19 protein-coding genes and 1 pseudogene are annotated in these 25,913 nt (G+C 73.6%); 10 read left to right on the plus strand and 10 right to left on the minus strand.

The window, feature by feature from the left end:
- Positions 1–9: 9 nt before the first annotated feature.
- On the plus strand, positions 10–1,053 hold the full coding sequence (locus tag V2J63_RS10400) for an SAM-dependent methyltransferase (protein ID WP_331230967.1): 1,044 nt from the start codon (positions 10–12) through the stop codon (positions 1,051–1,053).
- Between the two features lie 57 nt (positions 1,054–1,110).
- Here V2J63_RS10400 and V2J63_RS10405 read toward each other — a convergent pair whose 3' ends face one another.
- Positions 1,111–4,056: a family 20 glycosylhydrolase gene (locus tag V2J63_RS10405; RefSeq protein ID WP_331230968.1), complete on the minus strand. Its 2,946-nt coding sequence runs from the start codon at positions 4,054–4,056 to the stop codon at positions 1,111–1,113.
- A gap of 302 nt (positions 4,057–4,358) precedes the next feature.
- Here V2J63_RS10405 and V2J63_RS10410 point away from each other — a divergent pair, with 302 nt between their 5' ends.
- Positions 4,359–4,964, plus strand: a complete 606-nt coding sequence (locus V2J63_RS10410) for a DUF2231 domain-containing protein (RefSeq protein WP_331230969.1) — start codon at positions 4,359–4,361, stop codon at positions 4,962–4,964.
- A 396-nt stretch (positions 4,965–5,360) separates the two neighbouring features.
- Complete coding sequence (locus V2J63_RS10415; RefSeq protein ID WP_331230970.1) at positions 5,361–5,492, plus strand: hypothetical protein; 132 nt, start codon at positions 5,361–5,363, stop codon at positions 5,490–5,492.
- Positions 5,493–5,623: 131 nt separating this feature from the next.
- On the opposite strand, the gene V2J63_RS10420 is transcribed toward V2J63_RS10415, so the two are convergent.
- The 7 genes from V2J63_RS10420 to ptsP all read right to left on the minus strand — a co-directional run bounded on the left by V2J63_RS10420 (position 5,624) and on the right by ptsP (position 15,179).
- Positions 5,624–7,771 (minus strand): alpha/beta hydrolase domain-containing protein, encoded by a 2,148-nt coding sequence (locus V2J63_RS10420; RefSeq protein WP_331230971.1) that lies wholly within the window; start codon positions 7,769–7,771, stop codon positions 5,624–5,626.
- A 269-nt stretch (positions 7,772–8,040) separates the two neighbouring features.
- Complete coding sequence (locus tag V2J63_RS10425) at positions 8,041–8,346, minus strand: hypothetical protein (RefSeq protein ID WP_331230972.1); 306 nt, start codon at positions 8,344–8,346, stop codon at positions 8,041–8,043.
- A complete protein-coding gene (locus V2J63_RS10430) occupies positions 8,343–10,886 on the minus strand; it encodes a glycosyltransferase (protein ID WP_331230973.1) in 2,544 nt (847 codons plus the stop codon). Before V2J63_RS10430 ends, V2J63_RS10425 begins: the two co-directional genes overlap by 4 nt.
- Positions 10,883–11,857: an SDR family oxidoreductase gene (locus tag V2J63_RS10435; protein ID WP_331230974.1), complete on the minus strand. Its 975-nt coding sequence runs from the start codon at positions 11,855–11,857 to the stop codon at positions 10,883–10,885. The genes V2J63_RS10430 and V2J63_RS10435 overlap by 4 nt, the downstream gene beginning before the upstream one ends.
- A 255-nt stretch (positions 11,858–12,112) precedes the next feature.
- Positions 12,113–13,060 carry an acyl-CoA thioesterase gene (locus V2J63_RS10440; protein WP_331230975.1) on the minus strand — a complete coding sequence of 316 codons (948 nt, stop codon included), beginning with the start codon at positions 13,058–13,060 and terminating at the stop codon, positions 12,113–12,115.
- The gene (locus V2J63_RS10445; protein ID WP_331230976.1) at positions 13,057–13,461 is read right to left on the minus strand and encodes a globin; all 405 of its coding nucleotides are present in this window, start codon (positions 13,459–13,461) and stop codon (positions 13,057–13,059) included. Before V2J63_RS10445 ends, V2J63_RS10440 begins: the two co-directional genes overlap by 4 nt.
- Positions 13,458–15,179 (minus strand): phosphoenolpyruvate--protein phosphotransferase, encoded by a 1,722-nt coding sequence (ptsP, locus tag V2J63_RS10450; protein ID WP_331230977.1) that lies wholly within the window; start codon positions 15,177–15,179, stop codon positions 13,458–13,460. Before ptsP ends, V2J63_RS10445 begins: the two co-directional genes overlap by 4 nt.
- Before the next feature lie 457 nt (positions 15,180–15,636).
- On the opposite strand from ptsP, the gene malQ reads away from it, so the two are divergent.
- Positions 15,637–17,799 carry a 4-alpha-glucanotransferase gene (malQ, locus tag V2J63_RS10455; RefSeq protein ID WP_331230978.1) on the plus strand — a complete coding sequence of 721 codons (2,163 nt, stop codon included), beginning with the start codon at positions 15,637–15,639 and terminating at the stop codon, positions 17,797–17,799.
- A gap of 268 nt (positions 17,800–18,067) precedes the next feature.
- Here the strand turns inward: malQ and V2J63_RS10460 are convergent.
- Positions 18,068–19,408, minus strand: a pseudogene (locus tag V2J63_RS10460) (PTS transporter subunit EIIC); the annotation flags it as partial.
- A gap of 225 nt (positions 19,409–19,633) precedes the next feature.
- Here V2J63_RS10460 and V2J63_RS10465 point away from each other — a divergent pair.
- From V2J63_RS10465 to V2J63_RS10485, 5 genes are all read left to right on the plus strand, one after another.
- Entirely contained in the window at positions 19,634–20,425 is a 792-nt protein-coding gene (locus tag V2J63_RS10465; RefSeq protein WP_331230980.1) for a GntR family transcriptional regulator, read from the plus strand.
- Positions 20,422–20,676 carry a PTS sugar transporter subunit IIB gene (locus tag V2J63_RS10470; protein WP_331230981.1) on the plus strand — a complete coding sequence of 85 codons (255 nt, stop codon included), beginning with the start codon at positions 20,422–20,424 and terminating at the stop codon, positions 20,674–20,676. The genes V2J63_RS10465 and V2J63_RS10470 overlap by 4 nt, the downstream gene beginning before the upstream one ends.
- Positions 20,677–20,833: 157 nt before the next feature.
- A complete protein-coding gene (locus tag V2J63_RS10475; protein WP_491062234.1) occupies positions 20,834–21,064 on the plus strand; it encodes a PTS sugar transporter subunit IIB in 231 nt (76 codons plus the stop codon).
- Entirely contained in the window at positions 21,061–21,519 is a 459-nt protein-coding gene (locus V2J63_RS10480; RefSeq protein WP_331230982.1) for a PTS sugar transporter subunit IIA, read from the plus strand. Before V2J63_RS10475 ends, V2J63_RS10480 begins: the two co-directional genes overlap by 4 nt.
- The gene (locus V2J63_RS10485; protein ID WP_331230983.1) at positions 21,516–22,220 is read left to right on the plus strand and encodes an HAD family hydrolase; all 705 of its coding nucleotides are present in this window, start codon (positions 21,516–21,518) and stop codon (positions 22,218–22,220) included. Before V2J63_RS10480 ends, V2J63_RS10485 begins: the two co-directional genes overlap by 4 nt.
- Before the next feature lie 203 nt (positions 22,221–22,423).
- Here the strand turns inward: V2J63_RS10485 and pepN are convergent, their stop codons facing one another.
- Positions 22,424–25,024 (minus strand): aminopeptidase N, encoded by a 2,601-nt coding sequence (gene pepN, locus V2J63_RS10490; RefSeq protein WP_331231098.1) that lies wholly within the window; start codon positions 25,022–25,024, stop codon positions 22,424–22,426.
- Positions 25,025–25,272: 248 nt separating this feature from the next.
- Between pepN and V2J63_RS10495 the strand changes: the two genes are divergently transcribed.
- Complete coding sequence (locus tag V2J63_RS10495; protein WP_331230984.1) at positions 25,273–25,896, plus strand: mycothiol-dependent nitroreductase Rv2466c family protein; 624 nt, start codon at positions 25,273–25,275, stop codon at positions 25,894–25,896.
- The last annotated feature ends 17 nt before the right edge of the window (positions 25,897–25,913 follow it).

A 25,913-nucleotide genomic window follows, 5' to 3' on the forward strand; every position in this document is an offset into this window, starting at 1 on the left:
GAGTGATCGATGGCCATCGTCTCCCTGCGGTCGGTCGTCCGGATCGCCCGTGCCGGGCACCTCGGTGCGCGTGTGCGCGCGATCCGGGACGGGCAGGCGGCGCTACGGGTGGCGGCCCTCCACGCCGGCCTGCGCAGCGGTGTCCTGGCCGCGCTCCGGACCCCGCGCACCGTCCCCGACCTCGCCGCCCGGCTAGGCACGAGCGAGGAGGAGCTGCTCACGGCCTTCGTGCGCGTCCTCGTCGCGCACGGCGTCGTGACGCGGACGCCCGCCGGGTACCTGCTGACCCGCCGCGGGGCCGCCGTCCTGGACGACGGCGTCGTCCGCGCGGGCTACGAGGCGTTCGGCGGCTTCCACGGCGACGTGTACCGCGACATGGCCGATGAGCTGCGCGGGAGGACGCGACGTCGCGACGTCGTCGAGAACGCCGACGTCATCGCCCGCCTCTCGAGCGCGATGGCTCCCCTCGTCGAGGCGGCCCTCGCGCGAGAGGTCGACGCCGCCGGCCCGCGCCGTCTCCTCGACGTCGGCTGCGGGGACGGCACCCACCTGCGGCGCCTGCTCATGGACGCGCCCGGGGCCGACGGGGTCGGTGTGGAGGTCGACGACGCCACCGCCGCCGTCGCTGAGCGCGCCCTCGCCGAAGCCGGGCTGAGCGCCCGGGCGAGCGTCGAGCGCGGCGACGTCGGGGCGCTGGTGCGCGCCGGCAGGGTCGAGGGCCCGTTCGGCCTCGTCCTCCTCGCCAACGTCCTCTACTACGTCCCGCCCGCGGAGCGGGTGGCGCTGCTCGCCTCCCTCGCCGGTCTGCTGGCACCGGGCGGGCGTCTCGTCGTCGTGACGACGACGGCGGACGACTCACCCTTCAGCCGCCACTTCGACCTCCTGCTCCGCGCGCAGGACCCGCCGATGGCCCTCCCGCGAGCGGCGGACGTCGTCGACGCGTGCGCGAGGGGCGGGCTCGAGCTCGTCACCCGCCGGCGCATCGCCCCGGGTGACCCGCTCTACCTCGTCTCCGCCCGGCGGCCTGCCGGGACGAGCACGCCCCCGGGATGACGCGCAGCACGACGCCCCGGGCGGCGGGACCACCCGGGGCGTCGTCGTTCCCTCGCGTCAGGCGCTGGTGCGGCGCCGGGCCAGGAGGACCAGGCCCGCTCCGAGCAGGGCGAGCGCCGCGAGGAGCGCCGCGCCAGTCTCGACGCCGGTGATCGGCAGGCCGCCCCCACCGGGCGGCGGGGTGGTCGGTGCCGTCGTCGGTGCGGGTGAGTCGGTGCCCGTCGGCGTCGGGGACATCGTGTCCGTCGGCGTCGGCGTCGGGACGGGTGCCGCGGTCACGGTGAGCGGGGCACTCACTTCCAGGGCCCCCTGCGTCGCCGTGAGCGCGTACTGCCCGCCCGCCGTCGTCACCGGGATGGTGACGTCGGTGGTGGCCGCGCCCTCGTCGTCGACCTCCACCGTGGCGATGACGATGCCGTCGAGGGTGAGGACGGCCGTCCCGTCCGGCATGAAGCCGCTGAGGACCACGCCGACGCTCGTCCCTGCCTCGACCTCGTCGTCGTCGAGCGTGATCGCCGGCGTGTAGGCAACCGTGAACGTGACCAGCGCGGTGGCCGTCCCGTTGGGTCCGGTCGCCGTGATCGTGCCGGCGTACGTCCCGGGAGCAGCGAACGTGTGCTGGGCGGACAGGAGGTACTCACCGTTGACGTGGAGCTCGTCGCCCTCGCGGGTGGCGGTGACCGTCGCGGGCACCGGGTCGCTCCCGTCGCCGAAGTCGATCGTCGCGGTGATCTCCTCCGCTGTGGTCCCCGGCGCCGTGACGACGCCGAGCGTCATGTCGGCGGCCGTGCCGGCCCGCTCGATCGCCTGGTCGATCCCGGCGGCGTCGACCGTCCAGTCGATGAGGGGCGTGGCGTAGAAGTTGTGGTCCTGGAGGGTCATCCGCCCGCCCAGGGACGCGAGCCGCTCGGCGAAGTTGTCGAAGCGGCGCTGCTCCTGCTCGGTCCACCCGATCTCGAGCACCGCGGCGGCCCGGGGCAGGACGAGCCACAGCGCCTGGTCGATGCCGCGGACCGTCTCCGACCACAGCGGCCCCTCGACGCCGAGGAAACCCTCCGGGTTGGCCTCGGGGAAGAGCGCCAGCGGGTCCCAGTCGTAGTAACGCTCGACGGTGCAGTTGTCACGGCACGCCCACGACAGGCCGATGGGGGAGACGGAGTCGTCCGGGTCGCCCGGGTCGTCGCCGTCGTACCGCTGGTCGAGGTAGGCCTGCGGCGCGTCGGAGATGACCAGCTGGGCGCCGTTCTCGTTCACCCGCTCGGGCGCGATGTCAGCCCCTGCCGTGCCGGCGCTCCACATCTGCAGGACGTTGCCCTCGTGGACGTCCGCGAGCGCGAGCTCGTTCCAGCCGAACGGCTCCTTCCCGAGGTCCTCGACGATGTCGATCATCCGGTCCATGAAGTAGATGTAGTCCACCTCCTCGGTGACGTGGGACTCGTCCCCGCCGATGTGGAGGTAGGGCCCGGGCGTCATCTCCGCGATCTGGGCCCAGACGTGCTCGAGGAACGTGTACGTCACCTCGTTGCGGGTGTCGAGGGTGGAGTGGCCCACCTCGCCCGTGCCGTGCGCGGGCGGGACCCCCGTCTCCGGGTCCGGCTCCGGTGCGGCACCCTCGGTGTTGAGCTGGGGGATCGCGTGGAGGGCGGCCTGGGTGTGTCCGGGCGTGTCGATCTCGGGGACGATGACGATGTGCCGCTCGGCGGCGTAGTCGACGATCTCGGCGTAGTCCTCCTGGGTGTAGAACCCGGTGTGCCCGGGCTCGTCGTTGTACCCGCCCTCGGTCATCGCGGTCTGGCCGGAGATCGAGGTGAGGCGCGTGTAGTCGATGTCGTCGCCCTCGACGCGCCCCTCGTTCGTGATCTCGATGCGCCAGCCCTGGTCGTCCGCGAGGTGGAGGTGGAGGTGGTTCATCTTCAGCTGGACGAGGGCGTCGATGTACTCCTTGACCTCGTCCACGGTCTGGAAGCTGCGCGCGACGTCGAGCATGATGCCGCGGTAGTCGAACCGCGGGGCATCGAGGACGCTCAGCGCGGGGACGGCCCACGGGCCCGAGGTCACCTCGTCGTGCTCGACGAAGGACGGGAACAGCTGGCGCAGGGTCTGGACGCCGTTGAACACGCCGTGGGGCTCGGTCGCGGCCACGACGATACCCTCGTCGTCGACGTCGATCGTGTACGCCTCGGGGTGGTCCTCGTAGCCCTCGACGGCGTGCTCCGGGCCGACCTCGAGGGTGATGTCCCCGCCGTCGTCGGAGTCGTCGACGACAGGCAGCTCGTAGCCGGTCGAGGGGCGCAGGATGTCCGCGAGGAACTCACCAGCGCTCGCGGCCTCGTCGTCCGCGACGATCTGTGCGCCGGACGTGAGGACGAAGGGCTCCCCCTCCTCGTCGACCTCGAGCGACACTGGCCGGGGGATGAGGTCCATGGCGCCGGGCAGCGGGATCTGGTCCGCCTCGGGCCCGTCCCAGACCTCGAGCTCCCACAGCGAGATGCCGTACTCGGTGCCATCGATGGGCGTGCGGTCGATGCCCTGCATCCGGACGAAGCTGACCGGCTCGTCGAGGTCGAGCAGCTGGACGTCGCGGGTGCCGCAGACGGGCTCGACGACGTCGGTCGCATCGGTCCACTCCGCGCCGTCGGCCGACACCTGGAGGCGGTACTGGCGCGCGCAGGCCGTCTCCCAGTAGACCGTCACGTGGTGCACGTCGGTGGGCTCGGCGAGCTCCACCTGGATCCACGCGTCGTCGGCCGTGTTCGAGGACCAGCGCGAGCCCTGCGGCCCGGCGACACCTCCCGTGATGCCGTCGATGGCAAGGTCGGGGCCCCACTGGCCCGCGACCTCCTGACCGGACGCCGTGACCTCGCCGCCGTTCGCGGCGAGGGCGACGTTCGTGCCGACCTCGTGGCTGTCGGCCGTGGCCGGGACCGCGCCGGCCAGGCCGACCGCGGCGACGGCGGCGAGCGCCAGCAGGGTCGGGCGGGTCCTCGTCTTGGTGCGCCTCATCACGCATGCTCCTTCGTTGCTGTTCCCCCGTCCGCGCGCAGCGCGCGGAGTCATCGGCTGGTGCGCTGAGGGAAGGAGGGGGCAGCACACGACCGAGGACTGGTCTCAGGATCCGACTGCCCCTCCGCGCTGTCAAGGGTTGTTGCGGTCCGGGCAACGGATCAGTCCCGGGAATGCTGAGACCGCGACCACCGGCGGCCACGGGCGCGCATGCCGCCCGGCCGCCGGCCTCCGGATGCGTCTGCGACGTCACTGGGCGACGCTGCCTCTTACCCAGCCCGCCCGCACTCCCGGAGGTCCCCATGGCGATGACGTCGCACGAGCCCGCCCGCGTCCACGACGGCCACGGGGGAGGTCGCGAGCCGCTGCTCGTCCGGGCGGCGCTGGCCCTCGAGCACAACGACGCCCTCGACCCCGCGGTCAAGGCCCTCGAGCCCGTCGCCGAGGCGCTCGTGGCGAGCGAGCCTGCCCGTCGGGCGCTCCACGGCCGGGTGCTCGGGCACGCCCTCCACCCGCTCCTCACGGACCTGCCGATCGGCGCGTGGACCTCGGCGACGATCCTCGACCTCACCGGGAGCTCGCGCGAGGCCGCCAGCCGGCTGGTCGGCGTCGGGCTGCTCGCGGCGGTCCCGACGGCGGTGACCGGCTGGGCGGAGTGGGCGACGACCGAGGGCGGGGCCAAGCGCGTGGGGGTCGCGCACGCGGCGGCCAACTCGGTGGCGCTCGGCCTCTACACCGGCTCGTGGCTCGCCCGGCGCCGCGGCCACCACGGGCTGGGCGTCGCGATCGGTCTCGCCGCGGGTGTCGTCGTCGGCGCCGGTGGGTTCCTCGGGTCCCACCTCTCGCTCGCGCGGAAGGTCTCCACCCACAACGCCGCCTTCGCCCCGGAGCCGCCCGCGCACGCCTGAGACGCACGCGCGCAGCACGGCGCCGCTCAGGGCGACGTGTATCGCGGCATGGCGACCAGCTGCGGGGAGGGACGGGCCGCCCGACGTCGTCGACCATGCGGACGTCATCGCCCGGCTCTCCAGCGCGATGGCCCCGCTCGCGGAGGTGGCCCTCGTCCACGAGCTCGATGCCGCGGCGTCGGAGCGTCTCCTCGACGTGGGCTGCGGGGACGGCACGCTCCTGTGACGTCTGCTCGTGGAGTCGCCCCGGGTCCGCGGGGGGGAGCGGGGGAGGCTGCTCGCGTCCCTCGCCAACTGCTGGCGCCGGGCGGGCGCCTCGTCGTCGTCACGACGACGGCGGACGAGTCACCGTTCAGCCGTCACTTCGACGTCCTCCTCCACGCTCAGGACCCGCCGATGGCCTTGCCGCGGCCGGCGGACGTCGTCGACGCGTGCGCGACCGCCGGGTTCGAGGTCGTCACCCGCCGGCGTCTCGGCCCGGGAGCCCCGCTCCACCTCGTCTCGGCCCGACGCAGCGCCGGACGGTGACGCGTCCAGCGAGACTGTGACGCGCGCGGCGAGACGCCTGACGCGCGGCGGACGGTGACGCGTCCCGGGGGTGGCTGGGCAGAACGACGCCCCGGGCGGTCGGACCACCCGGGGCGTCGTCGTCGGCTGGGTCAGGCCCCGGCCCGGCGGCGGGCCAGGAGGACCCCACCCGTCCCGAGGAGCACCAGCGCGGCGAGGAGCGCCGCGCCGACCTCAGCACCGGTGCTCGGCAGCCCGCCCCCGCCGGGCGGGGTGGTCGTGGGTGCCGGGGTCGGCGCGGGTGAGTCGGTGCCCGTCGGCGTCGGGGACATCGTGTCCGTCGGCGTCGGCGTCGGCGTCGGTGCCGCGGTCACGGTGAGCGGGGCGCTGACCGTCAGCGCGCCCTGCGTCGCCGTGAGCGCGAACTGCCCGCCCGCCGTCGTCACGGGGATGGTGACGTCGGCGGTGGCCGCGCCCTCGTCGTCGACCTCCACCTCGGCGAGGACGGTGCCGTCGAGGGTGAGGACGACCGTCCCGTCCGGCATGAAGCCGCTGAGGACCACGCCAACGCTCGTGCCGGCCTGGACCTCGTCGTCGTCGAGCGTGATCGCCGGGGTGTAGGCAGGGTCGGTCGCCCCAAGAACCGCGAGGGCAGCTTCCGCCTGGCGCAGGAGCGCCGCGCGCGCGGCGGCGTCGACGCTCGAGCTCTCGATCTCGGCGGCGATGCGCTCGAGCTGCCGGACGGCCTCGTCGCGCTGGCCGTTGTCGGCGGCGACCCCGGCCAGCTCGGCCCAGGACGCGAGCCGGGTCGCGAGCGGCCCGGTGAGGCGGTCCTCAGCGGCCAGGTCACCCACGAGGTAAGCCAGGTCGGAGTACCACGCCTGGTCGACGGCGACGTTCATCGGCACGTAACCGCGCTGGACGGCATCGGCGGTCGCGGCGGCGACGTCCCCGGCGTAGGTGTCGACTGTCGGGTACAGCTCGGCGAGCACGGCCTCGGGCAGTGGCACCGAGCTCCCGTCGAGGAAGCAGAAACCAGGTCCGGTGTTCACGCCGCTGTTGACTCGCACCGGCGCTTCCACCGCGGCGAGGCGGATGCCGCCCTCGGCGAGGCCGAGGGCGTCGCGGACCACCTGGCCCTCGTCGTCGAGCTCGATCGGATCCGCTGTCGGCGGCTGGACGCCGTGGGCGACCCAGGCGACGGTGTGGTCGTACACCGCGGCCTGTACCTGGTGCTGGGGCACCCGGGAGAGCGAGGGCAGATCGCAGGTCTGCGGCAGTCCCGGGTGGCCGCCGGGCAGCGTGCCGATGTCACGCAGCCGCAGCGGGCCGTAGTCGGTGATGAGCTTCCAGTCGCCGTGCGAGGCGCCGGCGACCTCCCACGTGCGCACCGTGTCGGAGTCCGGCTGGCGCACAGCGGCATCGAGGAGGTCGATCGCGAGGTCACCCTCGGAGTTGAGCTTGAACAGCGGGGTGTCGAGATCGGTGCGGACCGGCCCACCGCCGCCGTGCAGGACGACCGCATCGAGCACGTCGGCCAACGGCTGGACGCTGTTGTAGTACGTGTGAAGCCGCCCTGCGGACTGCGAGTGGCCGGTCGCGATGACGTAGTCGGGGTCGATCGGACCGAGCGGGTCGGTCCCGGCCGGGTCCCGCAGGGCCTTCACGGCCTGGCTGAACACGTCATAGGACAGCGAGTCGTCCTCGATGGTGCCGCCGTCAGTGAGGTCGAGTGCGCCGTAGCGCTCCGGGCTCCACGCCTTGAGGCCGGTCTCCGAGTGCACGCCGGCGCGTTGGGCGGAGACGCCGACCCATGTGTAGCCCTCGCGCATCAGGTGCTCGTGCGTCTGGAACCAGTCGACCTCCTGGTCCCACCCGTTGGAGACATTCATCCACTCGGCGAGGACGACCCCGTTGGAGGTGGCCGCGTCTACGGGGCGGCGGACGACGATGCGCGTGGTGTAGGGGTGCCCGGTGCTGGTGACCGTGGCGTCAGTCAGCCCGTCGGCGGCGTAGCGGGTCGCCTCCCCTGAGATGAGGAACTCCTCCTCGACGTACCCCGCAGCGCTCAGGTCGACGTCGGTGGCGAGGAACGGGTAGCCGTGACTCGGGTCGCCGACCGGGCTGGTGCTCGCCACCGGCTCGGTAACGGTGGGTGCGGGGACGGTCTCGCCGGTGGCCAGCGACGGGCGCCGCTCGAGCTCGGTTGGCGAGGCGACGGCGGGCGAGCCGAGCAGGGCGGTGGGGACTGTGAGGGCGGCCGCGGCGACAAGCGCGGCAAGGGTGCGGGTGCGGGCCATGGGTGCTCCGGGATCATCGGTGGCCGGGGCCAGTAGGCGGGAAGATTCGGAGCCTATTGGCGTCACAGTGACGGCGTCAACGACGACAACGACCGGCGCCGGTTGACCGCCGCGGCCCACGTGAGCCCGGGCTCGGGTCTCCAGATCGCCAAGGTCCCCCGCAAGCCGCGCTCGTCGAATCGAGCGCGCCTCGCGCGAGGATCCACCCGTGGTCGGGGGCGCGACGCCGGCCCGCCTCGCGGTGGAGGCGGCCAACCGGTCCGGGACCCTCAGCCGAGCGCGCGCACGGTCTCGCACGGCGCCGAGACCCCGCACGCGGGGCACAGCCCGTCGGCGGACGCCGTGTGGAGGAGTCGCGCGCGGGAGATCCGGGTGAGGAGCGGTGCGCGCAGGAACGGCGTCGCCGAGGACACGGCGGCGTCCGCGAGGACCGGCACGCCGTCCCCACTCAGCCGCACCGCACCGAGGGCGGCGTCCTGCAGCCCTGCCGTCGCCGCTCCGACCCCTTGCCGGTGGGCCTCCCCGAGCTCGCGGGCGAGCGCGGTGGGCCCGGCATCGTCCGACCAGGACGTCACCCGGCCGCCTCGCTCTCACCGGCGAGAGCTTCGGCAGCGCTAGCCTGAGCCGCCGCGCCGACCCTGTCGAGCAGCTCCGCCATCGCGCAGGCGATGTGGTCCCACTCCTGGCGCGCGAGGATCGGCTCGACGAGGGCGTCGCGCTCGGACCGGTCCTGCGTGAGGACCTCCCGGCACGCCGCGGCGAAGGAGGCGCCGTCGTCGGCGAGATGGACGACGCTCGCGTAGTCCGCGACGACGTCGGGGACCCGGGTGGAGACGACCGGAAGCCCTGCCGCGAGGTACTCGAGCGTCTTCGTCGGGCTGATCGAGCGTGTCGCCTCGTTGAGCGCGAAGGGCATGAGAGCGACGTCGAAGCCCGCCATCGTGCACGGCAGGTCCTCGTACGCGACCATCCCGGCGTACTCGATGTTCGGCGCCGCGGGCAGGCTCGCCGGGTCGATCTTGGCGACGGGCCCGACGATCCGCAGGGTCCAGTCCGGCAGTCGTGCGGCCAGGTCGGCGAGGAGGCCGAGGTCGAGGCGCTCGTCGAGCACGCCGACGTACCCGGCCACGGGACGCTCGTGGTCCCGGCGCAGCGCCCTGGCGCCGGAGTAGTGGTCCGCCTCGACGCCGCTGGGGAAGAGGTGCACCCCCTCGCTCCGGTGCGCGAGGACGGAGTGGTGGAGCGAACGGCCGCCGGTGAAGACGACGTCCGCGCGGGCCACGAGGTTGCGCTGGCGCAGGACGAGGCCGCGCGGGGCGTCGCGGAAGGACGCGAGGTCGTCCATGACGTCGTAGACGGTGCGGCCGGGCCGGAGCGAGCGGGCGATCTCGACGCCCATCGGGGTGTACAGCCACACGTCGTGGGCGGGCGTGCCGACGGCGGTCCCGCCGCGGGCGAGGACCGGGGCGAGGAGGTCGGCGTAGTCACGGGCGCGGGGGTCGTCGAAGCTCGGCTGCGCCGGGCCCTCGGCGTTGGGCGGCACCTCGAGCCACACGCGGGTGACGCCGTCGACCTCCTGGGTGCGCAGGGTCGGGCGCTCGACGTCGGCGGGCAGCGGCTCCTCGACGAACCACGTCCGCGCGCCGGCGGCGGTGCGCGCGGCGGCGAGCCGCGAGACGAGGTGCTGCGGCCGTTGCCAGACCCAGGACCAGCGCAGGTGCGAGAGGACGACGAGGTCGGGGCACGTGCTGGGCGCTTCCATGAGCTGCTCCTTGTGGACATGGGCGATGGGGGACGGGGGCGCCGTCGTAGGGGCGGCCACGTGCAGCGGCGGGACGAGCTCGTCGGGCGGGGGGTCCTCCCACGGCCAGTGGGCGGTCGCCGGGCCGATCCCGGCGAGCTGGCCGTCGCACGGCGGCTGGAACCGGTAGGCGGGGAGGTCGGCCGAGCCGGCTCCGGCGGCGACCGCCTCCCACGCCTCGGTGAAGATCGTGCGGGTGCGCGTCCCGTCGTCGGCGAGGTCGACGATGCCGACCGGGTCGGCACGGCCCCGCGCGAGGGCGAGGAGCGTGTCCCAGTCGCACGAGCTGACCTGGGGGAACCAGCACAGGCCGTGGAGGTCGTACCCGCGGGCGAGCGCGGTCTCGTACTGCTCGAGGACGTAGCGCAGCCAGGACACGCGGTCGGAGGGCAGGCCGCGCACGTTCGTCTCGCTCACCATCATGGGCAGGCCGTACCGGTCGCCGTACTGCTCGATGACGCGGGCCAGGCCGACGGGCCGGGGGGAGGGGGCGTGGCCGCCGACCTCGTCGTAGAACCACTCCGAGTGGGCGTAGTAGTCGAGCCCGAGGACGTCGACAGTGAGGGGGGTGAGGTCGAGGAGCGCCTCGCCGCCGGCCTCGACGAGCCGGCGCAGGTACGGGCGCTCGAGGGAGAGGTCGTGACCGAGCGCGAGGTCGAGGGCGACGTGCCGGCGGTCGTTCGCCACCACGGCGTAGGGCGCGCCGGGACCGACGCCCGTGTGGTGCTCGGCGGTGTCGATCCACACGTGCTGGGCACGGGGGAGCAGCGCACGCCAGCACGCAGCGGCTTCGGTGAGGCCGGGGAGCACGGACCGCAGGAGGCGGGCAAACCCGGCGTCGCCGCGGTCGTAGGGCGGCCACAGGCCCTGGTGCCCGGCGAGGAACAGGGTGGCGAAGGGCTCGTTGAACAGCGTGTACGCCGGGAGCCAGGGGTACCGGGTCGCCACCGCCTCGGCGAAACGCACGAGGGCCGGTGAGAAGTCGGCACCGCGGAAGCCGTCGGAGAGCCAGTCCGGGTAGCTCGTGTGGTGGACGAGGTCGACGACGGGCACGGCGCCACGGTCGCGGAGGTGACCGAGGACCGCGTCGGCCTCGCGCCAGTCGTAGACGCCCGGCTCACGCTCGATGCGGTGCCAGCGCAGCGGGTAGCGCAGGTGCCGCACCCCGGCACCGAGCACGGCGTCGAGGTCGGCCCGCCACGTCTCGGCGTGGCGGGTGAGGTCGAAGGCGTCGAGGCCGGCGGCGGGCACGTACGTGCTCTCGAACCCGGCGAGGAGGGTCAGTCCGCGGGGCGGCAGAGCGCCGAGCGTCACCGCAGCGCCCGCCGCGCGACGAGGCCCGCGCCGACCGTGAGCGCGACGACGGCGAGCCGGCGTTGCGCCGTCCGGCGCCGGCCGTGCCACCCGCCCTCGACCTCCGCGTCGCGGGGGTCCGCCGACGGCGTGTAGAGGTTGCCCGTCGTGTGCGGCGCCGCGTTGTGGCGCGAGAGCTGGGTCCGGTCGACCTGGACGGCCATCATCGCGTCGGTCGTGCCCGGCGCGACCTTGTGCTGGAGGGCGAACTGTCGCCCGGCAGGCCCGACGACGACCTCCCGGCGCGGCGCCCGGGCAACCTTGACGATGGCCCGTGCGACGCGCTGGGGGCTGTAGAGCGGCGGCATGGGGACCGGCTCGCGGCCGGTGTAGTTGGCGGCGTGCCGGAAGAACGGTGTGTCGATCGTCGCGGGGAGGACCGTGACGACGTCCACGCCGGAGGCGCGGTCGAGGAGGAGCTCCGAGCGCAGGCTCACCCCGAGGGCCTGGACGGCCGCCTTGGAGACCGAGTACGCGGCCGTGTAGGGCTGCGGGACCTCACCGACGACGGAGGCGACGTTGATGAGGACACCCTCGCCCTGGCGCTGCATCTGGCTGAGCGCCGCCCGCGCGCCGTGGACGCAGCCCATGACGTTGACGTCGAGCACGCGGCGGAAGTCCGCGAGCGGCACGGTGAGGAAGGGGGAGAAGACGGCCACCGCGGCGTCGTTCACCCAGACGTCGATCCGGCCGAACCGCTCGACGGCGGTGCGGGCCAGGGCGTCGACGGCATCGGCGTCGGTGACGTCGGTGGGGACGGCGAGCGCCTCGACGCCGTGCTCGCGGCACTGCGCGGCGAGCGACTCCAGCGCCGGGCGTCGTCGGGCGGCGAGCACGACGTGCGCGCCCTTCCCGGCGAACCTCAGCGCCGTCGCGCGGCCGACACCGCTCGACGCACCGGTGATGACGACGACTGAACCCTTGATGCGCAACGGAGCCCCCGATGACCTGCCGGGCGCCGGCGTCGATGCCGCCCGGCGCGGGAGGGACACTGTGCGCCTGTAGGTGCCCACGCGCATCTCGACGGCCCCGCGCCGCGCGCCAACCGTCGCCCGGCGCCCGCCGGTCGCGCCTCGCCCCGGCGGGGCGCTGGCTCGCGTCGCGACCGGGGCACGCGCGCAGGGTCAGCCGCCCGCCCGTGAGGGCGCAGGCAGGGTCGGGCGCCCGTGCGTGAGGTGCAGGCGGGGTCAGCCGCCCGTGCGTGAGGCGCCGTCGGCGGGCACCCGGACCATGCCCTCCTGGGAGACGGTCGCGACGAGCGCGCCGGCGCGGTCGAAGACCTTGGCGATCCCGAGCCCGCGCCCGCCCTGCGCACTCGGCGAGCTCTGGACGTAGAGGAGCCACTCGTCGGTGCGCACGGGCCGGTGCCACCACATCGCGTGGTCGAGGCTCGCGACGCTCAGGCCCGGGCTCATCCACCCCAGCTCGTGCCGGCGCATGACGGGCTCGAGCATGACCTGGTCGCACGAGTAGGCGAGCAGCGCGCGGTGGAGGAGTTCGTCCCCCTCGACCCGCCCCCGGGCGCGCATCCACAGCGCCTGCGTCTCCTGCGCAGGGCCTCCCGCCCCGAGGTAGAGGTGCCGCTCGACGTGGCGGACGTCGAACGCCCCGGTGCGGGCGAGGAACCGCGCCGCCGGGTGGTCGAGCCCGTTGAAGAGGTCGACGGCGCTCGGCAGGTCCTCGGGGGCAGGCACGTCGGGCGCCGTCTCGGCGTGCTCGAGGCCCTCCTGGCTCACCTGGAACGAGGTGATCATCGACAGGATCGGCTTGCCCTTCTGGATGGCGTGCGTCCGCCGGGCGCTGAACGAGCGCCCGTCCCGCATCCGCTCCACCTCGAAGGTGATGGGCACCTCGAGGTGGCCCGGGCGGAGGAAGTACCCGTGGACCGAGTGGGGCAGGCGGGCCGCGTCGAGCCCGGCGTCGGCGACGGTCCGGCCGGCGGCGATGAGGGACTGGGCGAGGACCTGACCGCCGTAGACCCGGCCGTTGAGCTGGGGCAGGGAGGTGCCGACGAATGTGTCCTCCCCCGTGCGCTCGAGGTCGAGGGCCTGCAGGACCGCGGCGAGCGCCGCCGTCGGCGTCTCACCGAGGGCGCTGTCCTCGGCGGGACCAGTGACCTCCTCGGCGCCGCTCACCTCTCCTCCGGGGCGTTGACGAGGGAGTGCGCGGCCCGCTCGAGGTAGTCCCAGAGCATGGCGTCGAGCTCCGGCGAGAGCGCGAGCTCGTCCACGCCGGCCCGCATGTGGGCGAGCCAGCGGTCGCGGGCGGCGGGCGTGACCCGGTACGCCCCGTGGCGCATCCGCAGGCGGGGGTGCCCGCGCTGCTCGGAGTACGTCGTCGGACCACCCCAGTACTGCTCGAGGAACCCCGTCAGGCGCTGGACGGCGCCCTCGAAGTCGTCCTCGGGGTACATCGGCGCGAGGAGGTCGTCCGTGCGCACGCCCTCGTAGAAGCGACGCACGAGCGTCTCGAACGCCGCCCGGCCGCCGAGGGCCTCGTACGCGGTCCGCTGAGCCGCGAGGTTGTGGGCGGTCACAGGCCCAGCTCCGCCAGGATCGGCAGCCCCTCGCGCACACGGGCACGCGCCTGGTCCGCCGACTCGGACTGGACCGCGACCTGTGCGAGCTCCTGGCACCGGGCGAACGGGGTCGCGGCGAGCACCGCGGCGACGTCGGCGAGGGAGCGGGGGGACATCGACAGGCTCGAGACGCCGAGCCCGACGAGGACGACGGCGGTGGCCGGGTCCGCGGCAGCCTCGCCGCACACGCCCACGGGCCGGTCCTGCTGCTCGCCGCCCCGGCACGTCGCCTCGATCATCCGCAGGACTGCCGGCTGGAAGGCGTCGGAGAGGGTGGCGAGGGAGCCGAGGAGGCGGTCCGCGGCCATCGTGTACTGGGTGAGGTCGTTTGTCCCGATCGACGCGAACGCCGCGCGGGCGAGGATCGGCCCGGAGAGCAGGGCGGCGCTCGGCACCTCGACCATGACGCCGGCGGTGCCGAGCCCGTGGCGCTCGCAGGCCGCGACGAAGTCCTCGGTCTCAGGGACCGTGGCGATCATCGGCGCCATGACCCAGACGTCGGCGCTCTCTGCGGCCGCGGCCTCGGCGATGGCCTGGAGCTGGTTGTCGAGGATCTGCGGGCTCCTCCACGACGTGCGCAGGCCGCGTACCCCGAGTGCCGGGTTGGGCTCGTCGGTGTCGGTGAGGAACGGCATGGGCTTGTCCGCACCCGCGTCGAGCGTGCGGACGACGACCTTCTTGCCGGGGAAGGCGGAGAGCACCGTCCGGTACTGCTCGACCTGCTCGGCGACGGTCGGCTCGTCCGCGCGGTCGAGGAAGCAGAACTCCGTGCGGAAGAGGCCGACGCCCTGGGCCCCCGCCTCGGCGGCCTTCGCCGCGCCGGCCGGGTCGCCGACGTTGGCGAGCAGCTGCACCTTGTGGTCGTCGGCGGTGCGGCCGTCGCCGTCGAACGTGCGCACCTGGGTGGCGAGCTTCTCCGCGGCGGCGACGTCCTCGTCCGACGGGTCGAGCACGACCGTGCCCGCGGCGCCGTCGACGAGCACGAGGCGGCCGTCGGTGAGGGCCTCGAGGGCGCCGCTCGCGCCGACGATGGCCGGGATCCCGAGGGACCGGGCGAGGATCGCCGTGTGGGACGTGGGCCCGCCCTCGGCCGTGACGATCGCGCGGACCTTCTCCGGGTCGAGGAGGGCGGTGTCCGCGGGTGCGAGGTCGAGGGCGACGAGCACGAACGGCTCGTCGCGCTGCGGGACGCCCGGCATGGGCAGGTCCTGGAGGCTGGCGACGATGCGGTCGCGGACGTCCTGGACGTCGCGGACGCGCTCGGCCATGTACCCGCCGAGGGCGGCGAGCTGGTCGGCGACGGCGCCGGCGGCCTCCCACACGGCGCGCGGGGCGCTCGTGCCCTCGCGCACCTTGCCCTGGGCCACCTTGACGAGCGTGGGGTCACCGGCCATCTGAGCAGTGGTCTCGAGGACCTCCTTGCTCTCCCCGCTGGCGGCCTCCGCGGCGGCGTTGAGCCCCGCAGCGACCTTGACGGCATGCTCGGCGACGGCCGCGGCGGCGGCCTCGATCGCCTCCTCGCCCTCGAGGCAGGCGCCGGCGGCCGGCTCGGTCACCGCACCGGCGAGCTGGGCGACAGGTCCGGCTGCGCGCCCCGGGCTCACCCCGATGCCGCTGACCGTCTCGACGTCCGCGGCTCGCTCACCGGTGTTCTGGGCCTGCTTCTGCTCGCTCACGCTGTGCTCCCGTTCTGTATGCCTGGGTTCCGACCATTGTGACCCCTCCCGGGCGCCGCAACCCGGGACCGCGGGCGAGAAGTGCGGGCGATCACAGGTTGACGGGTGGTGGTGGGTCGGGGCAGGCGGTGCGCCGTGCCGGGTCTTCCATCCGCCGCTCGTTCCTCGCGGCTCCCGCCAGGCCCGCCACGACCCGGCACGGCGCACCGCCCGCCCCTCGTGACCCGGTTCGTTCCTCGCGGCTCCCGCCAGGCCCGCCACGACCCGGCACGGCGCCCCGCCCGCCCCTCGTGGCCCGGTTCGTTCCTCGCGGCTCCCGCCAGGCCCGCCACGACCCGGCACGGCGCACCGCCCGCCCGCCCGACAGGCAAGATCCCCGTGCTCTGGCAAGATCACGGGGACCAGTCGGAGGCGGCGTCGCCGTGCCCGAACGGAGACGAAGGAGCCTGGTGCACGCGTGAGCACGACAACCCCGCAGGACGTGGACTCCCCGAGCGACGAGCTCCGGCGCCTCGCTGAGGCACATGGAGTCGCGACCGACTTCTGGGACTACACCGGCGACCACCGCACGGTCCGGGCCGCGACGATCCGCGCCGTGCTGGGCGCGCTCGGCGTCGAGGCGGCGACGGACGCGGACGTCACCCAGGCGCTCGCGGAGTTCGAGGACGCGCCGTGGCGCTCGGTGCTGCCGCCCAGCGTCGTGCTGCGCGCCGGCCGCACCCACCACCTCCTCGTGCACGTGCCGGACGGCACCCCCGTCCGCATCCGCGTCGACACGGAGGCCGGCGAGAGCCACGACCTCACCCAGCTCGACCTGTGGGTCGAGCCCCGCACGGTCGACGGCGTGCGCACCGGGCGGGCGACGTTCCTCGTGCCGGCCGACCTCCCGCTCGGCTGGCACATGATCGTCGCCGAGGTCGGCGACGGTGAGGTCGGTGTCGAGCGGACGGTCCTCGCCGTCACGCCCGACCGCCTCACCGAGCCCGCGCTCGCCAAGGACCGCGGCTGGGGGTTCATGGCGCAGCTGTACTCGGTGCGCTCGCGGACGTCGTGGGGGATCGGCGACCTCGCCGACCTCGGCGAGCTGACGAGCTTCTTCGGCGAGCTCGGTGCCGACTTCCTCCTCATCAACCCCCTCCACGCCGCGGAGCCGGTGGGGCACATGACGCCCTCGCCGTACCTGCCGGTCACGCGCAGGTTCGTCAACCCGCTCTACATCCGCCCGGAGGACATCCGGGAGACCTCCTACCTCCCCGGGCCGCAGCGGGCGCTCGTCGAGTGGGCGGCCGCCGAGGTGCGACCCGCAGCCCAGGACCCGGGGCCGATCGACCGGGACGCGGCGTGGTCCGCCAAGCGGCAGGCCCTCGAGGTCATCTACGCGGCCGGCCGCTCCCGCGCTCGCCAGCGGGACATGGACCGCTTCCGCGCCGACCAGGGCCAGGGCCTCGAGGACTTCGCCCTGTGGTGCGCGCTCGCCGAGAGGTACGAGGGCGAGGAGTGGCCCACCGAGCTGCACGACGTGGCCTCGCCCGCGGTCTTCAGGGCCCGCCGCGAGCTCGCCGAGCGCGTCGACTTCTACGTGTGGCTCCAGTGGGTGGCCGACGGCCAGCTGGCGCGCGCGCAGGCCGTCGCCAAGGAGTCCGGCATGGGCATGGGCGTCATGCACGACCTCGCGGTCGGTGTGCACCCCGAGGGCGCCGACGTGTGGAGCATGCGGTCGGCCTTCGCCCAGGGCATGGGCGTCGGCGCGCCGCCGGACATGTACAACCAGCAGGGGCAGAACTGGTCCCAGCCGCCGTGGCGCCCGGACGCGCTCGCCCGCCAGGGCTACGCCCCGCTGCGGGACATGGCCCGCACCGTGCTCCGGCACGCCGGCGCCATCCGCGTCGACCACATCCTCGGCCTCTTCCGCCTGTGGTGGATCCCCGACGGCGCGGGCGCGGACGAGGGCACGTACGTCCGCTACGACCACGAGGCGATGGTCGGGGTGCTCCTCCTCGAGGCGCACCGCGCGGGCGCCGTCGTCATCGGCGAGGACCTCGGCACCGTCGAGCCGTGGGTGCGTGGCTACCTCACCGAGCGCGGTGTCCTCGGCACGTCCGTGCTGTGGTTCGAGAAGGACGCCGACGGCTACCCGCTCCCGCCCGCGGACTACCGACGGCTCGTGCTCGCCACCGTCAACACCCACGACCTGCCTCCCACGGCGGGATACCTCGCCGAGGAGCACGTCGACCTGCGGGAGCGGCTCGGGCTGCTGACCGAGCCGGCGCCCAAGGTGCGGCTCGAGGCCCGGACGGAGCGGGAGCGCACGCTCGAGCGGCTGCGGGACGAGGGCCTCGTCGGTGAGGACCCGACCGAGCGGCAGGTCGTCGAGGCGCTCCACGCGTACGTGGTGCGCACGCCGTCGGTGCTCGTCGGTGTCTCGCTCACCGACGCGGTGGGGGAGCGGCGGGCGCAGAACCAGCCGGGGACGGACACCGAGTACCCGAACTGGAAGCTCCCGCTCGCGGACGGCGCCGAGGCGGCCGTCCTCGTCGAGGACCTGCCCGGCTCCGCCCGGCTGCTCTCGCTCGTGGCCGCCGTCCGCTCCCACCTCGGCGACGACGACCGCCTCGCCTGACCCGCCCGCACCGGCTGTCCCCGGGCGGCCGGCGTACAGCAGGCACAAGGACGACAGAAGGGCCCGGCACCTGTGAGGTGCCGGGCCCTTCTCGTGCATGCAAGCTGGTCAGTTGATCAGCTCACCGCCGGCCGGCCGGCGCGGTGCCCCGGCCGGCAGCGGCTCACTTCTTGCGCTGCTCGGGCAGCGTGGTGCCGGTGTCCCGGCGGTCACGTGCCTCCTCGGGGAGCGCCTTGCCGCGCTCCCGGGCGACGTCGCCGGCGCCGAGCTCGGCGTCACGCTTGCCGGTCGAGACGGCGGCCGCCTCCTGCGCCTCGTCGAAGACCGAGCCACCAGCGTCGTCGTCCTCGCGACCAGGGGTCTTGAGGTTGAACTTGGTGATGATGAAGCGGAAGAGGAAGTAGTAGACGACCGCGTAGACGAGACCGATGACGATGATCATCAGCGGCTGCTCGGCGATGCGGAAGTTGAGCAGGTAGTCGATCGCGCCGGCGGAGAACGTGAACCCGCTGCGGATGTCGAGCGCGTTGACGATTGCCAACGACGTACCGGTGAGCAGCGCGTGCACGACGTAGAGCGGGAACGCGACGTACGCGAACGCGAACTCGAGCGGCTCGGTGATACCCGTGAGGAACGCCGTCAGGGCGACGGAGATCATGATTCCGCCGGTGACCTTGCGGCGCGACGGCTTGGCGGTGTGCCAGATGGCAATGGCCGCGGCCGGGAGGGCGAACATCATGATCGGGAAGAAGCCGGTCATGAACGTGCCCGCGGTCGGGTCGCCCGCGAGGAAGCGGAAGATGTCGCCGTTGGCGACCTGGTCCGTCTCGGGGTTGGTGTACTCGCCGAACTGGAACCACGGCAGGTTGTTCAGCAGGTGGTGCAGGCCGAACGGGATGAGCAGGCGGTTGACGGTACCGAAGACGAAGCCACCGAGGACCGAGTTGCCCGGGTTCGTCACCCAGTCGCCGAAGCCCGTGATGACGGCGTCGAAGATCGGGTAGATGAACGCGAAGACGACCGCGACGAACACGGCGGTGAAGGCGGTGACGATCGGGACGAAGCGGCGCCCGCCGAAGAAGGCGAGGTACGGGGGCAGCTTGACGCGGTAGAACTTCTGGTAGAGCAGCGCCGCGACGATACCGATGACGATGCCGCCGAGGACGCCGTAGTTGATGGTCTCAGCGCCCTCCTCGCCGCCGCCGAACGTGCCGCCCCAGGGGGCGTTCATCGTCGCGAGCGCGCCGAGGACGTTGGTGAGGACCAGGTAGCCGATGACCGCGGCGAGCGCCGTCGAGCCGTCGGACTTGCGGGCGAAGCCGACGGCGACACCGACGGCGAAGAGCAGCGCCAGGTTGTCGAACAGGGCACCACCAGCGGCGCCGAACACAGCGGCGACGGGCTCCACCCAGCCGAACCCGTTGACGCCCGCGAGGCCGTCGGTGCCGAGCATGTCGGCCTGGCCGAGGCGCAGGAGGATGCCGGCCGCCGGCAGCGAGGCGATGGGGAGCATGAGGGAGCGCCCCACGCGCTGGAGCTGGGCGAAGCCGGGGATAGGCTTCTTTTCCTTCTTGGCCGGCGCTGCTGCGCCGGCGGTTGCTGCTGTCACGTCATGCTCCTCGTCGAGGTGGTCGCGGCGTGCCGCTACGCGTTCCGGTGGCCCGGGAAGAACCGGGCGGGGATGGTCTGGCCAGACGTCTACTGGGATGTCTGGACCAGTTGTGCTAACTAGATCGCTTGGCGATGCTTGGTGTCAAGCACCTCACGGGGAGCGCCGGAACAACGTTTGGTAACAATTTTCATCGTCGGGGACCGACGGGGAGCGGGGCCGAGCATGAAGTACGTGACTGTCCGGGAGTACCTGCGCGGGCTCATCTCCGACGGTCTGCCGGTCGGCTCGTCGATCCCGTCGGAGCGCTCGCTCTGCGAGCGTTTCGGCGTCTCCAGGATGACCGTGCGCCAGGCGGTCGACGCGCTCGTCGTCGAGGGGGCGCTGGAGCGGGTCCAGGGCCGGGGCACCTTCGTCGCCCAGCCGAAGGTGGACCTCCAGCTCCGGCTCACCCCGTTCGAGGAGGAGATGCGCCGCCGGGGCAAGGAGCCGGAGACGCGCGTGCTGCGGGCCGAGCGCGTCCGCCCGCCGGCTGACGTCGCGGAGGCCCTCGAGCGCACGTCGGTCGAGGAGGTCTACTACCTCCACCGCATCCGGCTCGCCGACGGGCGCCCCATGGCGCTCGAGGAGACGTGGGTGCCGACGATCCTCGCGCCCGACCTCTTCGACGAGGGCCCCCCGCCCAACGTCTTCCGCGCGCTGAGCGAGCGCGGTCTCGCGCCGTCGTGGGGCGAGGACACGATCGAGGCCGTGACGGTCGGCCCGGCGGAGGCGGAGATGCTCGAGGTCAGGCCCGGCGCCCCGGGCCTGCGGATCGCACGCCGCACGTTCAGCGACGACGTCGCGGTGGAGTACTCGCGGTCGATCTACCGCGGCGACCGCTACTCGCTGTGGGTACCGGTCAGTGCGCCGAGCCCCACGCTGCTCCCGCCGCACCGCCAGCCGGGGCGGCGCGGCACACCCGAGGCGGCGGGCACCCGTGCCACGCTGGCCGCGACACAGGGAGGTGTCATATGAAGGACATCCAGCACATCCTCGCCGGCCTCGGCGGTGTGGAGAACGTCCGCGAGATCGAGCCCTGCGTGACTCGCCTGCGCGCCGAGGTGGAGAACCCGGACCACGTCGACCCCCGGGTGCTCCGCTCCGCCGGGTGCCACGGGGTGCTCGTGCGCGGGCGCGTCGTCCAGGTCGTCGTCGGGCCGGAGGCGGACCTCCTCGCGAGCGACCTCGCGGAGCTCACGTGGGGTGTTCTCGAGCCCGGTGAGTGAACGGCGTCAGCACGGCGCGTCACCGCTTGACACGGTGGGGCGCCGGACTGTCTGATCTAGTCGTCTGGACCAGCGGGGTCCAGGTGAGATCGCGGCTCACGGGCGACCGAGGCCGTCACGAATTGCGGCCGCCGGTGCCGTGGATGAGGAGCACATCATGAGCAAGGCAGAGTCCATCCTCGCGGCTCTCGGCGGCGACGGAAACATCGTCGACCTCGAGGCCTGCATCACCCGTATCCGCGTCGAGGTCACCGACCCGAGCAAGGTCGACGAGGCCTCGCTGCGCTCCGCCGGCGCCTTCGGCGTCGTCCAGCAGGGCAATGCCGTCCAGGTCGTCGTCGGGCCCGAGGCGGACAACATCGTCGAGGACATCGAGGACCTGCGGTGAGCTTGACCGTCCTCGCACCGGTCGCCGGCACGGCAGTCGCCATGACGGACGTGCCGGACCCGGTGTTCGCCGGATCCATCGTGGGTCCCGGCATCGCCATCGACCCGGAGCGCACGGGGCAGGTGGACGTCGTCGCGCCGGTCTCCGGCACGATCGTCAAGTTCCACCCGCACGCGTTCATCATCCTCACCGAGGACGGCAAGGGCGTGCTCGTCCACCTCGGGCTGGACACCGTCCAGCTCGAGGGCAAGGGCTTCACGCTCCACGCCGCCGAGAAGGACGTCGTCGAGGCCGGCCAGGTGCTGGTCAGCTGGAACCCGGCTGAGATCGAGGAGGGCGGGCGCTCGCCCGTCAGCCCGGTCGTCGGGCTCGAGGCGGCGGCCGACGCGCTCGACCTGCGGGTCGAGCCCGGCAGCACGGTCGCCGCGGGCGACGTACTGTTCGCGTGGGCGTGAGCACACAGCACGACGACGAACGAGCCGGGACCGCGGAGCTGCGGTCCCGGCTCGTCCGCGTCCTGCGCACGCCGGGCGCCGGTCTGCTCCTCGATCTCGACGGCACGCTCGTCAACTCGGAGCCGATGCAGCAGGCCGCGTTCGCCACCTACTTCGCGCGGCGTGGCTGGGACGTCCCGCCGTCGCTCATCGGGCAGTTCATGGGCCGGCGCGGCCAGGAGTCCTTCGCCTCGATCGAGGGGCCGTGGACGGGGGAGGACCCCGTCGCGCTGACTGCGGCGGTCATCGAGTGCATCGACGCCGAGGCGAACCCACCGCAGCCGGTGCCCGGCGCGGGCGAGGCCGTCCGGGCCTGGCGTGCGCTCGGCCTGCCCGTCTCCCTCGTCACCTCGGCCATGCGCCCGTGGGCGGAGAATGCGCTCGAGCTCATCGGCGCGGACGGGATCGGCGTCGGCTTCGTCACGGCTGAGGACACGCCGATCGGCAAGCCCTCGCCCCAGCCGTTCCTCCTCGGGGCTGAGCGTCTCGGCCTCGACCCGGCGCTGTGCCTGGCTGCCGAGGACTCCGCCGCCGGAGTGGCCTCCGCCCGCGCTGCCGGCGTGGGCATGACGCTCGGCGTCATGACGACCCTCGACGAGGACGCGCTCCTCCACGCGGGCGCGGACGCCGCCGTCCCCGACCTCACGGTCCTCATCCCCTGAGCGGCTCGGCGCCTGCCCTGCCCGGCGACCGCCGCGCCTGCCCGATCCCCTTTGCTCGTGATCATGCAGAAGTGCAGGCGAGCGTGTTCGGGGCGAGCGGGCGTCGCCCGACACTTCTCCATGATCACGAGGAGGAGGTGGCTGGCGGGCCGGCCCTAGCGGCGCTTGTGCATGATCACGAGCGTGGGGTCGTGATTGGCGGGTCAGGCGTCCTGGGCTGCGGCGCGGTCGCGGTCCTGCGCCTTGAGGGCGCGGCGCACGGCGTCGCGGTCCTCGCCCACGAGGCGGCGCAGCGCCGGCGGGGCGCTCGTGGCTCCGGCCAGCCAGGCGTCCGCCCGCTCGAGGACGTCGACGCCGAGGGCGTCGGCGAGGCCGGCGAGGCGGAACGGGAACATGCCCGTGACGATGCTCTGCGCCATCTCGTTCGTGCGCTCGGCCCAGACGCGCTCGAGCGCCGCGAAGTACCGGTCGACGAACGGCACGAGGAGCGAGCGGTCGTGGACGTCGGCGAACCCGGAGATGACGGCGCCCTGGAGGGCGTTGGGCAGCTCCTCCGACTCGACGACAGACGCCCACACGCGCTCCTTCGCCTCCGCCGTCGGGATGATGGCGCGGGCCCGGGCGGCGGCGCGCTGCCCGGTGGCCGTCGCGTCGCGCTCGGCCTCCGCGGCGATCTCCGCCTCGCCGGCGCGGCCGGCGGCGGCGAGCGCGGTCAGCAGCTCCCAGCGCAGGTCCGTGTCGACGGCGAGGCCCTCGAGGGGCGCCGAGCCGTCGAGCAGGCCGGCGATGGCGTCGAGCAGGGCGGGACTCTCCGCCTTGCCCGCGAGGCTCTTGAGGAGCTGGAGCTGGACGTCCGAGCCCGGCTCGGCGGCCTCGGCGAGCCCCCACAGGCGCTCCGTCACCCGCTCCGTGAGCGCGGCGCGGTCCTCGGGAGCGGTGTACGCGGACAGGGCGAGGGTGAGCTGGCGCAGCAGCACCATGACGACCGTCGAGTCGGACTCGACCGCGATGTTGCGCAGGACGAGGTCGATGAAGTCGCGCGCGGCCCACTCGCCGTCGCGGGTCATGTCCCACGCGGCCGCCCACACGAGCGAGCGTGGGAGCGAGTCGGTGAAGCCGGCGAGGTGCTCGACGGCGACCGCGAGGGAATCCTCGTCGAGGCGGACCTTGGCGTAGGCGAGGTCGTCGTCGTTGGCGAGGATGAGCGCCGGGCGCCGCGTGCCCACGAGCTCGGCGACCTCCGTGCGCTCGCCGTCGACGTCGAGCTCGACGCGGAACGTGCGGACGAGGCGCGTGGCACCGTCGTCGTCCGTAGCGACGTCGTACCCGCCCACGGCGAGGCGGTGGGGGCGCATGACGGGGTGCTCGGCCGGGGCCTCCTGGCCGATGATGAAGGACGTGATGACGCCGGAGCCGTCCGTGGTGACGTGCGGGCGCAGGAGCGTGACGCCGGCCTGCTCGAGCCACAGCCGCGACCACGCGCTGAGGTCGCGCCCGCTCGTCGCCTCGAGCTCGGCGAGGAGGTCGCTCAGCTCGGTGTTGCCGTACGCGTGCTTGGCGAAGTAGGCGCGCACCCCGGCGAGGAAGGCGTCCTGCCCCACCCACGCGACGAGCTGCTTGAGCACGGAGGCGCCCTTGGCGTAGGTGATCCCGTCGAAGTTGACCTCGACGTCCTCGAGGTCGTTGATCTCGGCGACGATCGGGTGGGTCGAGGGCAGCTGGTCCTGGTTGTACGCCCACGACTTCTCGAGCGAGGAGAACGTCGTCCAGGCGCTCGTCCACCGGGTCGCCTCGGCGGTCGCGAGGGTCGAGGCGTACTCGGCGAAGGACTCGTTGAGCCACAGGTCGTTCCACCAGCGCATCGTCACGAGGTCGCCGAACCACATGTGCGCGAGCTCGTGGAGGATCGTCACGGCCCGGCGCTCGACCATCGCCTCGGGCACCTTCGAGCGGAAGACGTAGTTCTCGAGGAACGTCACCGCGCCGGCGTTCTCCATGGCCCCGGCGTTGAACTCCGGGACGAACAGCTGGTCGTACTTCTCGTACGGGTAGGCCCGGGCGAACGCCTCCTCGTAGAAGGCGAAGCCGGCGCGGGTGATGTCCATGACGTTCTCGGCGTCGAGGTGCTCGGCGAGGGAGGCGCGGCAGAAGACCCCGAGGGGGATCGTGCGCCCGTCCGCGCTCGTCAGCTCCCCGGTCTCGCGGTGGTACGGCCCGGCGATGATCGCCGTGACGTAGCAGGGCAGGACGGCGGTCGGCGCGAACCGCCAGCGCGCGGCGGCGAGGTCGGAGCCCGGTGCCGGCTCCGGCTCCGGGGTGGGGGAGTTCGACACGACGGTCCAGTGGGCCGGCGCGAGGACGGTGAACGTGAAGGTCGCCTTGAGGTCGGGCTGCTCGAACACCGCGAAGACGCGACGTGAGTCCGCGACCTCGAACTGGCTGTAGAGGTAGACCTCGCCGTCGACAGGGTCGACGAATCGGTGCAGGCCCTCACCCGTGTGCATGTAGCGGCAGTCCGCGACGACGACGACCTCGTTCTCCGCCTCGAGCCCGTCGAGCGCGATCCGCACCCCGTCCCACGCGGCGACGTCCACCTGGCGCCCGTTGAGCGTGATCTCGTGGACGGCGTCGGCGATGAGGTCGAGGAAGGTGCTCGCGCCCGGGTTGGCGGAGAACCGCACGAGCGTGCGCGAACCGAAGACCTTGTCGCCGCGCACGAGGTCGAGGTCGATCTCGTAGGAGTGGGTGGCGACGGTGCCGGCCCGCTCCTGGGCCTCGGCGCGGGTGAGGTTCTCTCCGGGCACGGTCTCTCCTTCGTCGGTGGCGGGGCCGCGACGGGTGTGCGCGGCGTCCGCGCTCGATCCTGCCATGCCGGCCCGGTGGGTCCGCGAGTCAATTGCCCAGGTCGGGGGGGGAGGCCGACGGCGGGGAGCGGCCCCGGCGCCAGGCCGAGGGCATGGCGGCCAGGCGGACAGCGAGCAGCCCGCGCCCAGCCGGTGCCCCGCCGTCGGCCCGTGTGCGCCCGTGGCCCCGTGTGGCGCAGGATGAGCGCATGAGCGAAACGACGACGACAACGAACACCGCCGACTTCTGGTTCGACCCGATGTGCCCGTGGGCGTGGATGACGTCCCGCTGGATGATGGAGGTGGAGAAGGTCCGCGACATCACGGTCCGCTGGCACATCATGAGCCTCGCCGTCCTCAACGAGGGCCGGGAGCTGCCCGAGGACTACCGCGCGCTCATGGACCGCGCCTGGGGCCCGGCGCGCGTCGTCAACGCCGCTCGTGAGCTCCACGGCGAGGAGCACGTCAAGCCGCTCTACGACGCGCTCGGAACCCGCATCCACCCCGGCGGCCGTGGCGACGACCTCGGCGCCGTCATCGACGAGGCGCTCGCCGAGGCCGCCCTGCCCGCCGACCTCGCGCGCTACGCCACCTCCGACGAGCTCGACGAGTCCCTGCGCGCCTCCCACCAGCGCGGGATCAGCATCGTCGGGGAGGACGTCGGCACGCCCGTCGTCGCGTTCAACGGGATCGGGTTCTTCGGCCCGGTCATCACCCCGGCCCCCAAGGGTGAGGAGGCGGGGCGCCTGTGGGACGGCTGCGTCCTCGTCGCCGGCGTGCCCGGCTTCTACGAGCTCAAGCGCACCCGGACGTCCGGCCCGGTCTTCGACTGACGCTGACGCTGACGCTG

The organism is Georgenia wangjunii, assembly GCF_036421975.1.
Lineage (GTDB): Bacteria > Actinomycetota > Actinomycetes > Actinomycetales > Actinomycetaceae > Georgenia_A > Georgenia_A wangjunii.

Bases quoted from the DNA above. Each gene is read 5' to 3' on its own strand.
- V2J63_RS10400 (WP_331230967.1), top strand. From the start codon at position 10: ATGGCCATCGTCTCCCTGCGGTCGGTCGTCCGGATCGCCCGTGCCGGG.
- V2J63_RS10405 (WP_331230968.1), bottom strand. From the start codon at position 4,056: ATGAGGCGCACCAAGACGAGGACCCGCCCGACCCTGCTGGCGCTCGCC.
- V2J63_RS10410 (WP_331230969.1), top strand. From the start codon at position 4,359: ATGGCGATGACGTCGCACGAGCCCGCCCGCGTCCACGACGGCCACGGG.
- V2J63_RS10415 (WP_331230970.1), top strand. From the start codon at position 5,361: ATGGCCTTGCCGCGGCCGGCGGACGTCGTCGACGCGTGCGCGACCGCC.
- V2J63_RS10420 (WP_331230971.1), bottom strand. From the start codon at position 7,771: ATGGCCCGCACCCGCACCCTTGCCGCGCTTGTCGCCGCGGCCGCCCTC.
- V2J63_RS10465 (WP_331230980.1), top strand. From the start codon at position 19,634: ATGAAGTACGTGACTGTCCGGGAGTACCTGCGCGGGCTCATCTCCGAC.
- V2J63_RS10470 (WP_331230981.1), top strand. From the start codon at position 20,422: ATGAAGGACATCCAGCACATCCTCGCCGGCCTCGGCGGTGTGGAGAAC.
- V2J63_RS10475 (WP_491062234.1), top strand. From the start codon at position 20,834: ATGAGCAAGGCAGAGTCCATCCTCGCGGCTCTCGGCGGCGACGGAAAC.
- V2J63_RS10495 (WP_331230984.1), top strand. From the start codon at position 25,273: ATGAGCGAAACGACGACGACAACGAACACCGCCGACTTCTGGTTCGAC.